The organism is Streptomyces roseirectus (assembly GCF_014489635.1).
GTDB lineage: Bacteria > Actinomycetota > Actinomycetes > Streptomycetales > Streptomycetaceae > Streptomyces > Streptomyces roseirectus.
On the sequence record NZ_CP060828.1, the window covers coordinates 1,292,522 to 1,306,366 of the forward strand.

The 13,845-nt window shown below is 72.5% G+C and carries 15 protein-coding genes; 7 read left to right on the top strand and 8 right to left on the bottom strand.

Features of this window, described 5'->3' with window-relative positions; genetic code table 11:
* Positions 1–2: 2 nt before the first annotated feature.
* Positions 3–1,022, top strand: coding sequence for a protein kinase family protein (locus IAG44_RS05230; RefSeq protein ID WP_246561505.1), 1,020 nt, complete (start codon positions 3–5; stop codon positions 1,020–1,022).
* Between the two features lie 32 nt (positions 1,023–1,054).
* On the opposite strand, the gene IAG44_RS05235 is transcribed toward IAG44_RS05230, so the two are convergent.
* The 3 genes from IAG44_RS05235 to IAG44_RS05245 form a co-directional block, all read right to left on the bottom strand.
* Positions 1,055–2,110: an NUDIX hydrolase gene (locus IAG44_RS05235; protein ID WP_187745946.1), complete on the bottom strand. Its 1,056-nt coding sequence runs from the start codon at positions 2,108–2,110 to the stop codon at positions 1,055–1,057.
* Between the two features lie 150 nt (positions 2,111–2,260).
* Positions 2,261–2,455 (bottom strand): hypothetical protein, encoded by a 195-nt coding sequence (locus tag IAG44_RS05240; protein ID WP_187745947.1) that lies wholly within the window; start codon positions 2,453–2,455, stop codon positions 2,261–2,263.
* 290 nt (positions 2,456–2,745) lie between these two features.
* Positions 2,746–3,699 carry an ROK family protein gene (locus tag IAG44_RS05245; protein WP_187745948.1) on the bottom strand — a complete coding sequence of 318 codons (954 nt, stop codon included), beginning with the start codon at positions 3,697–3,699 and terminating at the stop codon, positions 2,746–2,748.
* A gap of 224 nt (positions 3,700–3,923) precedes the next feature.
* Here IAG44_RS05245 and IAG44_RS05250 point away from each other — a divergent pair, with 224 nt between their 5' ends.
* From IAG44_RS05250 to IAG44_RS05260, 3 genes are all read left to right on the top strand, one after another.
* A complete protein-coding gene (locus IAG44_RS05250; protein ID WP_187745949.1) occupies positions 3,924–4,973 on the top strand; it encodes a LacI family DNA-binding transcriptional regulator in 1,050 nt (349 codons plus the stop codon).
* Between the two features lie 226 nt (positions 4,974–5,199).
* Positions 5,200–6,009, top strand: a complete 810-nt coding sequence (locus IAG44_RS05255) for a hypothetical protein (RefSeq protein ID WP_187745950.1) — start codon at positions 5,200–5,202, stop codon at positions 6,007–6,009.
* Positions 6,010–6,101: 92 nt separating this feature from the next.
* Positions 6,102–6,512, top strand: a complete 411-nt coding sequence (locus IAG44_RS05260; RefSeq protein ID WP_187745951.1) for a VOC family protein — start codon at positions 6,102–6,104, stop codon at positions 6,510–6,512.
* Between the two features lie 64 nt (positions 6,513–6,576).
* Here IAG44_RS05260 and IAG44_RS05265 read toward each other — a convergent pair whose 3' ends face one another.
* Positions 6,577–7,863 (bottom strand): DUF6986 family protein, encoded by a 1,287-nt coding sequence (locus IAG44_RS05265; protein WP_187745952.1) that lies wholly within the window; start codon positions 7,861–7,863, stop codon positions 6,577–6,579.
* 264 nt (positions 7,864–8,127) lie between these two features.
* Between IAG44_RS05265 and IAG44_RS05270 the strand changes: the two genes are divergently transcribed.
* Positions 8,128–9,048, top strand: a complete 921-nt coding sequence (locus tag IAG44_RS05270) for an endonuclease/exonuclease/phosphatase family protein (protein WP_187745953.1) — start codon at positions 8,128–8,130, stop codon at positions 9,046–9,048.
* 78 nt (positions 9,049–9,126) lie between these two features.
* Here the strand turns inward: IAG44_RS05270 and IAG44_RS05275 are convergent, their stop codons facing one another.
* From IAG44_RS05275 to IAG44_RS05290, 4 genes are all read right to left on the bottom strand, one after another.
* A complete protein-coding gene (locus IAG44_RS05275) occupies positions 9,127–10,089 on the bottom strand; it encodes an electron transfer flavoprotein subunit alpha/FixB family protein (RefSeq protein ID WP_187745954.1) in 963 nt (320 codons plus the stop codon).
* A gap of 58 nt (positions 10,090–10,147) precedes the next feature.
* Positions 10,148–10,936 (bottom strand): electron transfer flavoprotein subunit beta/FixA family protein, encoded by a 789-nt coding sequence (locus IAG44_RS05280; RefSeq protein ID WP_187745955.1) that lies wholly within the window; start codon positions 10,934–10,936, stop codon positions 10,148–10,150.
* 220 nt (positions 10,937–11,156) lie between these two features.
* Positions 11,157–11,666 (bottom strand): flavin reductase family protein, encoded by a 510-nt coding sequence (locus IAG44_RS05285; RefSeq protein WP_187745956.1) that lies wholly within the window; start codon positions 11,664–11,666, stop codon positions 11,157–11,159.
* A gap of 196 nt (positions 11,667–11,862) precedes the next feature.
* Positions 11,863–12,276, bottom strand: coding sequence for a TlpA family protein disulfide reductase (locus tag IAG44_RS05290; protein ID WP_187745957.1), 414 nt, complete (start codon positions 12,274–12,276; stop codon positions 11,863–11,865).
* A gap of 75 nt (positions 12,277–12,351) precedes the next feature.
* Here IAG44_RS05290 and IAG44_RS05295 point away from each other — a divergent pair, with 75 nt between their 5' ends.
* Positions 12,352–12,768, top strand: coding sequence for a DUF4395 domain-containing protein (locus IAG44_RS05295; RefSeq protein WP_187745958.1), 417 nt, complete (start codon positions 12,352–12,354; stop codon positions 12,766–12,768).
* Positions 12,769–13,026: 258 nt separating this feature from the next.
* Complete coding sequence (locus IAG44_RS05300) at positions 13,027–13,755, top strand: lysophospholipid acyltransferase family protein (RefSeq protein WP_187745959.1); 729 nt, start codon at positions 13,027–13,029, stop codon at positions 13,753–13,755.
* Positions 13,756–13,845: the final 90 nt, after the last annotated feature.

Below are 13,845 nucleotides of genomic sequence, written 5' to 3' on the forward strand. Positions count from 1 at the left end.
CCGTGCGCGTGCGCCTGACCGTCCACGCCGCCGTGTCGGCCGCCCTCGCCCGCCTGGACGACGCCGGCCTCACCGCCCTCCTCGACACGGGCACGCCGCTCGGCACCGGCGTGGGCGGCGCGACCGCGCGCGTGGAGGTCGCCGGGCACCCGGTGTTCGTGAAGCGGCTCCCGCTGGCCGACGCGGAACGGCACCGCTCGACAGCCGACGTGTTCGGCCTCCCGCCCGCCTGCCACTACGGCATCGGCGCCGTCCCGAGCCCCGGGTTCGGCGCCTGGCGGGAGCTGGAGGTGTACGAGACGACCACCCGGTGGGCCGTCTCGGGCCGCTTCCCGGGGTTCCCGCTGCTGCGCCACGCGCGCGTCCTGCCCGCCACCCCGGCGGACCGCTCCGACGCCTACGCCGAGCGGGCGGGCGCCTACTGGGGACCGGCCGTCCGCGCGCGGGTCGAGGCCCGTGCGACGGCGACGGCGAACCTGCTCCTGTTCCTGGAGTACGTCCCACAGACCCTGCACGACTGGCTGCGCGCTCAGGTGCACGGTCCCCGCCCGGACGAGGCGTGCGCCCTGGTGGACCGTCAACTGACCGCGCTGACGGACTTCCTGGGCACCACCGGCCTCGTCCACTTCGACACCCACTTCCGCAACGTCCTCACCGACGGCCGGCGCCTCTACCTCACCGACCACGGCCTCGCCCTCTCCACCGGCTTCGACCTCACCCCGCGCGAACGGGCCTTCCACGCCGCCCACCGCACCTACGACGACGCCTACACGCGCGCGTACCTGGCCCGCTGGCTGGTCACCGAGTTCCACGGCGGCGGCGCCGACCGGCTGGCCCGCCTGCGCGCGTACGCGGACGGCGCGCGTCCCGAGGGGATGCCGGACGCGGTGGCCGGACTGGTCCGGCGGCATGCCGCCGTGGCGGCGGTGATGGAGGAGTTCGAGTCACGGCTGGGCCAGGACTCCTCGGCCGTCTTCCCGGCGGAGGCCGTACATCGGCTGCGCACGGACCGGGGAGCCTGACGGGCCGTCGGAGAAGCACCCCGCAAGGGCGCTCAGCAGGCTTCTCCGGCCACGGGAACCCCCGCCTCCAGATAGACGGCCGCACCTCGCTCACGGGCCCGCAGAGCCCAGCACAGGCGTTCGTAGCGGGTGGGCGGGAGGAGGTCGGCGGCCTCCTGTTCGGTGACGAAGCGCCAGGCGCGCAGTTCGGGGCCCGGCAGGCAAAGGTTCGCGACGGCGCCGGCGTCGAGCGTGCCGCCGTCGAAGAGGAAGCGCAGACCGCCGTAGCGGGGCGGCGAGGGCGGCTCCCAGTCGGCGACGAGCAGGCGGGGGACGTCCGTCAGGCGGATACCGGTCTCCTCCTCGACCTCGCGCACGCCCGCGCGCGCGGGTGCCTCGCCGGGTTCGACGACGCCGCCGGGGAACTCCCAGCCGGGCTTGTAGGTCGGGTCGACGAGCAGCACCCGGTCGTCCTCGTCGAACAGCAGCACCCCCGAGGCGATCGTCTCCGCCGTCGGCTCGGGCGTCTGGACGATGTCGCACGCCGGGACGACGCCCGTCCCGACGGCCTCCGCGATGCGCTGGGCCGTCTCGTACGGGGTGAGGGCGCCGGTGTCGATGAGATGGGCGTCCGCCGTCAGCCAGGCAGCGAGGGCGGCCCGGTACGGCTCGATGTGGTCGTACGCCCACTGCCGTACCCGCATCTCGCCGTCGGGGAGGTCCGCCGGGACCGGACGGTTGGCTATGCGCTCTCGCAGTATCGTTTCAGCCGGGGCGAGGAGCACATGCCGTACCGGTATCCGGCGGGCGGCGAGGCCGCCGAAGATCTCGTCCCGGTACTCCTGGCGCAGCAGCGTCATCGGGACGACCAGCGTGCCGCCGACCTCGCCGAGCAGCGCGGCAGCCGTGTCGATCACCAGTCGGCGCCAGATCGGCAGGTCCTGGAAGTCGCCGACCTCGGCGAGGTGCTTGGCCGGAAGAAGCTGGGTGAGCGCCCCGCCGACGAACTCCGGGTCGAAGAGCGTGCTGTTCGGGATCAGATCGTTCAACTCCCGTGCGGTGGACGTCTTCCCCGCACCGAACGCGCCGTTGATCCAGACGACACTCACGTTTCCCCCTCTTCCGTCGGCCCCCTGAGGCTTGCCCGTTCCACCCTGCCACGGAAACCAGTTCCCGTTGAGGACGTCGAGCACCAGGGGAGAACACCGAGGCACCGGCCCCTCCAGGACCGGTGCCTCGCGTTTCCCAGGAGCGTCGGTTCAGCCGCCCTGCCCCAGGGCGTCGTCGTCCACGGCCAGGCTCTCGTCGGCCACCGCGTGGTCCAGGCTGCTGAGCGTGTCCCCCACGTCGAGCCCCCCGAGGCTGTCGTGGTCCACCCCGTGCGAGGGCGTGATCGCCGCGACGACGAACCCGGTGGCCAGGGAGGCGATGGCAAGCATGCTGCGCTTCTTCATGCCCGCTTCAACGGACGACGCGGGGGTGAGGTCACGCACGGGTTCGGGAGTGCGTGGTGAGAGAGGTTTGGTGGGAGGGGGCTCCGCGCGCGGGCGACGACCTCGCGGATGCCACGCACGCCCTGCCCGGGCGCCCGCCCCGTAACCGGCCCTCCACGCGTGCGTGCCGCCCGACGCGGGCGCGTGCCCTCGCGCGCGTGCTGCTCACTTCGACGTCAGCGGCTGTCCCGCTTCTCAGTGGCTGCCCTGCCCCGCCGAGGCCGCAGTCCCCACCCGACCGACGCCCGCCCCTACACCCCCGCCGCAGCCGCCCCCTCGCGCCGCCCCAGGGCCGCCGCGGCAGCCCCCACGAGCCCCGCGTCCGTGCCCATCTGCGCGGGGACGACGGTGAGCCCCTGGACGAAGGAGAGGGTGGCGTAGGAGGCGAGGTGGCGGCGGAGCGGGGCGAAGAGGACGTCGCCGGCCTTGCCCACGCCGCCGCCGATGACGGCGATGTCTATCTCGACCAGTGTCGCGGTGGCCGCGATGCCCGCCGCGAGGGCCTGGGCGGCGCGGTCGAAGGCGGCCAGGGCCGCCGGGTCGCCCGCGCGGGCGGCGGCGGCGACCGCGGCGGCGGTGGTGTCGCCGTCGGGCCCGGGACGCCAGCCGTTGTCGAGGGCGCGGCGGGCGATGTGGGGACCGCTGGCGATGCGCTCGACGCACCCGCGCGCGCCACAGGGGCACAGGTCGCCGTCGAGGTCGACGGAGATGTGACCGATGTGCCCGGCGTTGCCGGTCGGCCCCGGGTGAAGACGGCCGTTGAGGACGAGACCCCCGCCGACACCGGTCGAGACGACCATGCAGAGCGCGTTGTCGTGCCCGCGCGCGGCCCCCTGCCAGTGCTCGGCGGCGGTGATCGCGACCCCGTCGCCGATCAGCTCTACAGGCAGCTCACCGGTGACCGCGCGCACACGCGCGACGAGCGGGAAACCGCGCCAGCCGGGCACGTTGACCGGGCTCACGGTGCCCGCGGAGGCGTCGACGGGGCCCGCGCTGCCGATCCCGACGCTGTGGACGCGGGTCCACAGGGGCGACGCGGTCAGCTCCCCGAGCACCGCCTCGACGGCGCCCATCACGGTCTCACCGTCCTCCCGCGCGGGAGTCGGCCGCTGCGCGCGGACCAGGATCGCGCCGTCGCCGTCCACCAGGGCTCCGGCGATCTTGGTGCCGCCGATGTCGAGCGCGGCCACGAGGTCGGTATGCATCAAAGTCTCGGTTCTCCCCAGGTCAACCGGCGAAAAGGGCTGGCCGGTCCAGCGGTGGGGGACGTGGACCGGAGAAGGCGTTGGACAGTCTCCCCCGCATCTGACAACGTTGTCCAGGCTCTATGCTCGACGCCACATCCTCATACAACCCCAGGGATCGCGCGACCCCCCGCAAACCCGGACATCGCCGTACCCCGAGGCCGACAGGAACAGGACACCGCATCGTGACAGAGACGCCCCGACGCGCCCCCTCCCTGACCACCGCCCGCTACGGCAACCGTCCCACCATGAAGGACGTCGCCGCGCGCGCGGGTGTCGGCCTCAAGACCGTCTCCCGGGTGGTCAACGGCGAACCGGGGGTGACCCCCGAGACCGAACGGCGCGTCCAGGAGGCCATCGACGCGCTCGGCTTCCGCCGCAACGACAGCGCGCGCGTGCTGCGCAAGGGGCGCACCGCGAGCATCGGGCTCGTCCTGGAAGACCTCGCCGACCCGTTCTACGGCCCGCTCAGCCGCGCCGTCGAGGAGGTGGCACGCGCGCACGGTGCCCTGCTCATCAACGGCTCCAGCGCCGAGGATCCCGACCGCGAGCAGGAACTCGCGCTGGCACTGTGCGCGCGGCGCGTGGACGGGCTCGTGGTGATCCCCGCCGGCGACGACCACCGCTACCTGGAGCCCGAGATCAAGGCGGGCGTCGCAACGGTGTTCGTCGACCGTCCGGCCGGGCGGATCGACGCGGACTGCGTCCTGTCCGACAACTTCGGCGGCGCCCGCGAAGGCGTCGGCCACTTCATCGCGCACGGCCACCGGAGAATCGGGTTCATCGGCGACATGCCCCGCATCCACACGGCCGCCGAGCGCCTGCGCGGCTACCGGGCCGCCATGGAGGACGCCGGGATAGCGGTCGAGGACGCCTGGATGTCCCTCGGCGTCACCAGCCCCGACCGGGTGCGCCGGGCCGCCGAGGAGATGCTGTCGGGGCCCTCGCCGGTCACCGCGATCTTCGCCGGCAACAACCGGGTCACCGTCACCGTCATCCGCGTCCTCGCCGAGCACGCCCGCCGCGTCGCCCTCATCGGCTTCGACGACCTCGAACTCGCCGACCTCCTCCAGCCCGGCGTCACCGTCATCTCCCAGGACGCCGCCGTCATCGGCCGCACCGCCGCCGAACGCCTCTTCCAGCAGCTCGAAGGCGTCGGCACCGCCCCTGAGCGCATCGTCCTGCCGACCCGCCTGATCACGCGAGGGTCGGGGGAGCTGCCGCCGGCGGACTGAGGGGGCTGAGGGGGGCGGGTGGTACATCACGCGTGATGTACCGGGGGCACGCGGGGCGGGGCGTGATGTGTGATGCATGACGCGCGACTCCCTCCAGCCGTACGGCGTGACGCATGACATGTGATGTGTGATGCATGACGTGTGGTGTGCGACGCGTGACACGCGACATGTGATGTGTGATGTCCTATCCCCCCTCCCCCACCCCCACTGGTATATGACACCTCACATGCCACCCTCACCCACCCCACCCCCCACCCTCGCCTCCCTCGGCCTCTCCGAAGCCCCCCGCGATCACCCCCTCACCTACCCCGGCGCCTGGCCCGCCACCTCCGCGCTCCTCGACGGCGACCGTCTCCTCCCCCTGGACCGCCTGATCCACCCGGACCGCACCCCCGTCCTCGCCGTCGGTTCCAACGCCTGCCCCGGTCAACTGCGCCACAAGATGGACGAGTTCGGGATCACCTCGCCGATCCCGATGACGAAGGCACGGGTCACCGGCGTGGACGTGGGCGTCTCGGCGCACGTGAGCCGGATGGGGTACGTGTCCGCGTCGCCGCTCAACTCCCCCGGCACGACACGGGAGTTGTTCGTGATCTGGTTGGACGGCGAGCAGTTGGACGTCGTCGACGCCAGTGAGGGCGCGTCCTCGCCCCGGGGGAACTACGCCCGGTGCCGGCTGCCCGCGCCGGAGTTCGGGGTCGAGCTGGAGGACGGGGGCCGGCTGCCCGGCGTGTACGTCTACGTGAACCGGCACGGCGTCCTGCACGACGGTTCCGGGACGCCGCGCAGCCATCCGGGGCAGCGCGCCCTGATCTCCGGACTCCTGGCGGGTTCGGCCGAGTTGAGGCGGCTGTTCGGTGCGACGCCGGAGGAGTTCTGCGCGCGGGCGCGGGCGGATGCGCGACTGTGCGAGCGGGGCACCCGGCTGCTGCGGGAGGAGAAGCTGGTGACGGTGTCCGGCCTTGAACACCTGCGCGCGCACCGGGACTTCGAGGCCGGAACACACTCACACGCAGCGGGGCGTCCGCGACGCTGAGTTAGGGTCGGGGGCAAGGCATCGCGTGCCGGTCACCGTCCCGGTGCGGCATGGAGGTGCCCGTGAGTTTGCCCTACGGAGGCATTCCACAGATGTCTGTCGAACTGAACCACACCATCGTGCAGGCCCGGGACAAGCAGGAGTCGGCGCGATTCCTCGCCCACGTCCTCGGCCTTGAGGTCGGCCCGCCGTTCGGCCCGTTCCTGCCGGTCGGGACCGCGAACGGGGTGACCCTGGACTTCATGACCGTGTCGGCGGAGTCGATCGCCACCCAGCACTACGCGTTCCTCGTGTCCGACGAGGACTTCGACGCCGCCTTCGCCCGGATCGAGGAGGCGAAGATCGAGTACTTCGACGATCCGCACCTGCGGCGCGCGGGCCGGATCAACCACTACTACGGCGGCCGGGGCCTGTACTTCCTGGACCCGGTGGGCCACACGATGGAGATCATCACGCGCCCGTACAGCACCACCGACGACCCCACCGGCAGCACCGCCGAGTAGCCCGGCGGGCCGTTCGACGCCGGCCGGTCCCCGGGCCGGCCGGCGCCTCCGGAGCCCAGCCCACTCACGCCGCCTTGCGCCGCCCCGCGAACCCCTCCAGCTCCTCCCGCGTCAGCCCGCTGCTCCCGGCCACCTCGGCCGCGTCCAGTGCCCCGCAGTCCAGGCCGCGCAGCAGGTATCCGCTGAGCGCCTTCGCGGTGGCGGGTTCGTCCATGACGTCCCCGGTGGTGCGGTTGGCGTAGCGGGACAGCCGGGCGGCGGCCTGGGCGAAGCCCTCGCGGTAGAAGGCGAAGACGGCGGCGTACCGGGTGGGCAGGTGCCCGGGGTGCATGTCCCAGCCCTGGTAGTAGGCGCGGGCGAGGGCGCGGCGCGTGAGCCCGTAGTGCAGGCGCCACGCGTCGTGGACCTTCTCGGTGGGGCCGACGGGCAGGACGTTGGTGGAGCCGTCGCAGACGCGGACGCCGGTGCCGGCGGCGGCGACCTGCATGACCGCCTTGGCGTGGTCGGCGACGGGGTGGTCGCTGGCCTGGTGGGCGGCGGAGACGCCGAGGGAGGCGCTGTAGTCGAAGGTGCCGTAGTGGAGGCCGGTGGCGCGGCCCTCGGCGGCGTCGATCATGCGGGCGACGGTGGCGGTGCCGTCGGCGCCGAGGACGGCCTGGCTGGTCTCGATCTGGATCTCGAAGCCGATCCGGCCGGCCTCCAGGCCGCGCGCCTTCTCGAACGCCTCCAGGAGGCGGACCATCGCGGTGACCTGCTCGGGGTAGGTCACCTTGGGCAGCGTGAGGGTGAGCCCGGCGGGCAGCGGGCCGGTCTCCAGGAGGCCGCTGAGGAAGATGTCGAGGGTGCGGATGCCCCGGTCGCGGACGGCGGCCTCCATGCACTTCATGCGGATGCCGGTGTACGGCGCGGCGGTGCCGTCCCGGTGCGCGGCGGCGATCAGGCGGGCGGCGTGCGCGGCGTGCCGGTCCTCCTCGGCGTCGGGGCGGGGGCCGTAGCCGTCCTCGAAGTCGACGCGGAGGTCTTCCACCGGTTCGCGTTCCAGTTTGGCGCGCACGCGGGCGTACACGGGTTCGGCGAGGTCGTCGGCGAGGCCGAGGACGGCGGCGAGGGAGGCGGCGTCCGGGGCGTGTTCGTCGAGGGCGGTGAGGGCGGCGTCGCCCCAGGCGCGGATCGTGCCGGCCGCGAAGGCGTCACCGGGGACGTAGACGGTGTGGACGGGCTGGCGGGTGCCGGGGTCGCCGGGGTAGCGGCGGGCGAGTTCCGCGTCGACCGGGGCGAGGCGGGCGCCGATCTCCTCGGCGACGGCGCTCTCCAGGCTCGTCACGACCGGTTCCTGCTGCCCTTGCCCCATCCCGCACCCTCCTGTTTTCCGCTTTACGGAATCAATGCTCCGGCGAAGGAAGCCAACAACGGATCTTTCCGCCGGTCAACACCCCGTCCACGGAGCGGTCCGCCGCCCCGTACCCCTTCATCGTCACGAACCCCTCCGCCGGTTCACTTCCCCGACCCCTTTCTTCCCCGGCCCCCTTCTCCCCCAGTCCCGTTCTTCACCGCGGCCCTCTTTCGCACATCGGTCCGCACCCTCATCCTGATCCCCGACGGGGAGGGGACGCACATGACGGGCACCAGGGATGTGACGCGGCGCGCGAGTCTGCGGGGCGTGGTGGCGGCGGCCGTCGCCGTCCCGCTGCTCGGCACCGTAGGGGCCTCGCAGGCGCGTTCCGACCGCGCGAAGCAGCCGGCGCCCCCGAGTCGGCCCGCCCCGCCGTTACGGGTCATGACCTTCAACCTCCGTTTCGCCAGCGACAAGGAGCCCAACAGCTGGGCCGCGCGCCGCCCGGTCACGCGCGAACTGCTCCTGCGGGCCGCCCCCTCCGTCGTGGGCACGCAGGAGGGCGTGCACGGGCAGATCCTGGACATCGCCGCCGACCTCGCCCCCCGGTACGCGTGGATCGGCACGGGCCTGGAGGGCCGGACGACGGACGAGTCGCTGGCCGTCTACTACGACACCGCCCGCCTCACGCCCGTCGCGCACGGCACGTACGCCCTCTCGGACACGCCGGAGGACCTCGCGTCGAACACCTGGGGCGCGGCGTTCGTCCGGATGGTCACCTGGGTGCGGTTCAGGGACCGGCTGGGCGCGGGCCGGGAGTTCTACGTGCTGAACACGCACCTGGACCACCGCAGCCAGTACGCACGCGTGCGTGCCGCCTCGCTCATCGCCGGCCGGATGGACGCGCTGGCCCTGCCCGCCCTGCTGCTCGGGGACTTCAACGCCGCGGCGCACGCCAACGAGGTGTACGACACGCTGCTGGGCGCGGGGCTCGTCGACACGTGGGACAGCGCGCCCGCGCGCGGGCCGTCGTTCGGGACGTTCCACGACTACCGGGGGCTGGTGGCGGACGGCCGCCGGATCGACTGGGTGCTGGCCACGCCGGGGATACGCGCGCGGCGGGCGTGGGTGGACACGTACACGCGCGGGACGCAGTTCCCGAGCGACCATCTGCCGGTGTGCGCGAGCGTGGACCTCGCGTAGCCCTCACGGACGTCCGGGAGCAGCCCCCGTACGCCAGAGGCCCCGCCGGGGGCGGGGCCTCTGTCAGCTGCCCGGAGATCAGCCCTTGCGGGTGTTGATCTCCTCGGTGAGCTGCGGGACGACGTCGAAGAGGTCGCCGACGACGCCGTAGTCGACCAGGTCGAAGATCGGGGCCTCGGGGTCCTTGTTGACCGCGACGATGGTCTTCGAGGTCTGCATGCCCGCGCGGTGCTGGATCGCGCCGGAGATGCCGTTGGCGATGTAGAGCTGCGGCGAGACGGACTTGCCGGTCTGGCCGACCTGGTTGGTGTGCGGGTACCAGCCGGCGTCGACGGCGGCGCGGGAGGCGCCGACGGCCGCGCCGAGGGAGTCGGCCAGGGCCTCGATGAGCGCGAAGTTCTCGGCGCCGTTGACGCCGCGGCCGCCGGAGACGACGATCGCGGCCTCGGTCAGCTCGGGGCGGCCGGTCGACTCGCGCGGGGTGCGGCCGGTGACCTTGGTGCCGGTCGCCTTGTCGGAGAAGGTGACGGCAAGGGCCTCGACGGCGCCCGCGGCCGGGGCCGCCTCGACGGCGGCGGAGTTGGGCTTGACGGTGATGACCGGGGTGCCCTTGATGACGCGCGACTTGGTGGTGAAGGACGCGGCGAACACGGACTGCGTGGCGACCGGGCCCTCGTCGCCGGCCTCCAGGTCGGTCGCGTCGGTGATCAGGCCGGACTCGATGCGCAGCGCCAGGCGGGCGGCGATCTCCTTGCCCTCGGCGGAGGAGGAGACCAGCACGGCGACCGGGGAGACGGCGTCGTAGGCGGCCTGGAGGGCGTCGACCTTCGGGACGACGAGGTAGTCGGCGTACTCGGACGCGTCGTGGGTCAGCACGCGCACCGCGCCGTGCTCGGCGAGGACGGCGGCCGTGTCGGCGGCGCCGTTGCCGAGGGCGACCGCGACGGGCTCGCCGATGCGGCGGGCCAGGGTCAGCAGCTCGAGGGTGGGCTTGCGGACGGCGCCGTCCGCGTGGTCGACGTGGACGAGGACTTCAGCCATGGGATTGCTCTCCTGCGAAACGAAGTTGAGGGGCGGTCAGCGACTGCTGAATGGGGGCTCAGATGAACTTCTGGCCCGCGAGGAACTCAGCGAGCTGCTTGCCGCCCTCGCCCTCGTCCTTGACGATCGTGCCGGCGGTGCGGGCCGGGCGCTCGGTCGCCTCGTCGACCTTGGTCCAGGCGCCGTCCAGGCCGACCTCCTCGGCCTCGATGTCGAGGTCGGACAGGTCCCAGGACTCGACCGGCTTCTTCTTGGCGGCCATGATGCCCTTGAAGGACGGGTAACGCGCCTCGCCCGACTGGTCGGTGACCGAGACGACGGCCGGGAGGGACGCCTCCAGCTGCTCGGAGGCGGCGTCGCCGTCGCGGCGGCCCTTGACGACGCCGTCCTCGACCTCGACCTGGGAGAGCAGCGTCACCTGCGGGACGCCCAGGCGCTCGGCGAGCAGGGCCGGGACGACGCCGCCCGTGCCGTCCGTGGAGGCCATGCCGGAGACGACCAGGTCGAAGCCGGCCTTCTCGATGGCCTTGGCGAGGACCAGGGAGGTGCCGATCGCGTCGGTGCCGTGCAGGTCGTCGTCCTCGACGTGGATGGCCTTGTCGGCGCCCATGGAGAGGGCCTTGCGCAGGGCGTCCTTGGCGTCCTCGGGGCCGACGGTGAGGACGGTGACCTCGACGTCGTCGTCGGAGTTCTCGGAGATCTGGAGGGCCTGTTCGACCGCGTACTCGTCGAGTTCGGAGAGCAGACCGTCCACGTCGTCCCGGTCGACGGTCAGGTCATCGGCGAAGTGCCGGTCGCCAGTGGCGTCGGGCACGTACTTCACAGTGACAACGATCCTCAAGCTCACGCCGGCTCTCCTACTGCATCGTCAGTTCTCAGCTGCCTACTTGCAGGCAGCATAGGCGCCTGAAGAGGCCGTTCCCGGATCGGGGGCGGCCCGCCTCCGTCCAGGATATTACTCACCAGTACAACCAGTTCATGCCCGCTAAGCAAGCGCTTTGAACTGTGACCTTCGCAACGCAGCGTAACCGGAACTCGACGATCCCGCAGAGGGCGAGCGGGACGCCTCAGTCACGCAGGGCGTTGAACCGTCCCTGGTGGTAGAGCAGCGGCCGTCCCGCGCGCGTGGGGTCGCCGAGGACGACCTCCGCGAGCACGATCCGGTGGTCCCCCGCGGGCACGCGCGTGTGCACGCGGCAGACGAGCCAGGCGAGGACGTCGTCCAGGACGGGCACCCCCTCGGGGCCCTCGCGCCAGGCGGTCGGGGCGCCGAAGCGGTCGGCGCCGCTGCGGGCGAAGGTGGCCGCCAGGTCGGCCTGGTGCTCGCCGAGTATGTGCACCCCGACGTGTTTCGCGCGCGCGATCGCGGGCCAGCTGGAGGCGCCCACGCCGATGCCGAACGACAGCAGTGCGGGTTCGGCGGAGACGGAGGTGAGGGAGGTGGCGGTGAAGCCGACGGGGCCGTGCTCCCCGGCGGCGGTGATCACCGCCACACCGGCGGCGTGCCGGCGGAAGACGGAGCGCAGGAGGTCGGGAGAGGCGAGCTGAGCGGCGGCGAGGTCGGGCGAGGCCGTCATCGGGTTGTCCTTCGGGAAGAAGTGACGAGCGGGTCCGTGGGTGCTCAGCGGCCCGGACAGCGCGCGCTCGCGGTGCTCCGGGCCAGGTCGACATGGACCCGCCCGTAGAGAAGGAGTTCCTCAGGCATGACGTCAGGCTGACGATAGGTGGCATGTCCAGTCAAGGGCGTTCCGGGATCTGGAAGCTGCCGTTCCGTCACACCGCCTCCCCCAGCGCGGCGATGACGTCCGCCTTGCGCGGCTGGCCGGCGGCGCGCCGCACGACGTGGCCCCCGGCGTCGAGGACCAGCACGGTCGGCGTCTTGAGGATGCCGAGTTCGCGCACGAGGTCCAGGTGCTGTTCGGCGTCGATCTCGATGTGGGCGACGCCGGGCACCATCGCGGCCACCTCGCCGAGCGTGCGCCTGGTCGCCCGGCAGGGGGCGCAGAAGGCGCTGGAGAACTGCACGAGCGTGGCCCGTTCGCCGAGTTCGCCGCCGAGCCGGCCGGCGTCCAGTCGTCTGCCGTCGTCGCGTCCGCGCACGCGTACCCTCCCGCCGTGCCGCTTGCGCAGCACTCCGTAGGCGCTCGCCGTCGCGAGCACCGCCACGCACACCATGAGTCCGGTCATCGCCTGCTCAAGCGTTCACGAGACCGCAAACATTCCCGCTTCCGAAGGCGATCTCCGATGCGGAATGCTGGATTCATGGACATCGACGCACGCGGGCCACGCTTCGGCGCGGCCGTCACGACCGTCGTTCTGGCGGCCGTCCTCATCACCGGCAGCGCCTGGCTGCTCGCCTGGCAGACGCTGGCGTTCGCGCTGGGCGCGGCGGGCGGGGTGGCCCGCTCGCCCTACGGATGGGTCTTCAAGGCCGCCGTACGGCCCCGTCTCGGCCCGCCGAGCGACTTCGAGGCTCCGGAGCCGCCGAGGTTCGCGCAGGCCGTCGGACTGCTGTTCGCGGGCGTCGGACTGGCCGGATTCGGGCTGGGCGTCGAGTGGCTGGGGCTCGCGGCGACGGGGCTCGCGCTGGCGGCGGCCTTCCTCAACGCGGCCTTCGGGTACTGCCTGGGCTGCGAGTTGTACCTGGTGGTCCGGCGCGTCACGGTCCGTGTGGAGTGAAGCGGGTGATCTGGCGCGTGCGCGAGGGCCCGCTCGAAGCAAAGATCGAAGTGAGGCGCGAAGTAAAGAAAGGATCAAAGCCCGAGGTGGATCAAGGTCCGGACGTGACGAGAATCTCCGACGCGGCCAGGAACCAGGACTGGCCCGCCGCACGTTCTTGGGGCACGATCTGCGACATGCCGTAAACCTACGGCTGCGTAACTTGCCCGCCGGGAGTTCCCCTTCCCAGGCCGAGTGAAGGAAGGGTCCGCCTCACCCATGGCAGAGCTTGTCTACCGTCCCGCAGTTGGTCTCGCGCAGACCCTGTTCAAGGTCTGGGACCTCAAGATCGACTGTCGGGGCTCGGAGAACATCCCGCGGTCGGGCGGGGCGGTGCTGGTGAGCAACCACATCAGCTACCTGGACTTCATCTTCGACGGCCTCGCCGCGCTCCCGCAGAAGCGCCTGGTGCGCTTCATGGCGAAGGAGTCCGTCTTCCGCCACCGGATCTCGGGCCCGCTGATGCGCAACATGAAGCACATCCCGGTCGACCGCACCCAGGGCGAGGCCGCCTACCAGCACGCGCTGGACTCCCTGCGCTCCGGTGAGGTCGTCGGGGTCTTCCCCGAGGCCACCATCTCCCAGTCCTTCACCCTGAAGAGCTTCAAGTCCGGCGCCGCGCGCCTCGCCCAGGAGGCGGGCGTCCCGCTCGTCCCGATGGCCGTCTGGGGCACGCAGCGCCTGTGGACGAAGGGCCACCCCCGCAACTTCAAGCGCAGCCACATCCCGATCACGATCCGCGTCGGCGAGGCCATCGAGGCGTCCAAGGACAAGTACGCGGGCGCCATCACCCGCCAGCTCCGCGAGCGCGTCCAGGAGCTCCTGGAGGCCGCCCAGCGCGCGTACCCGGTCCGGCCGAAGAACGCGAGCGACACGTGGTGGATGCCGGCCCACCTCGGCGGCACGGCGCCCACGCCCGAGGAGGTCCGCGCGGCCGAGGCCCGCTGAGTCCGTGCGGCGGGCCGGGCGGTAGGGTCCCGGCAGAAGTCGAGGGCCGCGCCGGGGCCTTGGCGCGCCCCGCCCGGCCGCACACCGCCG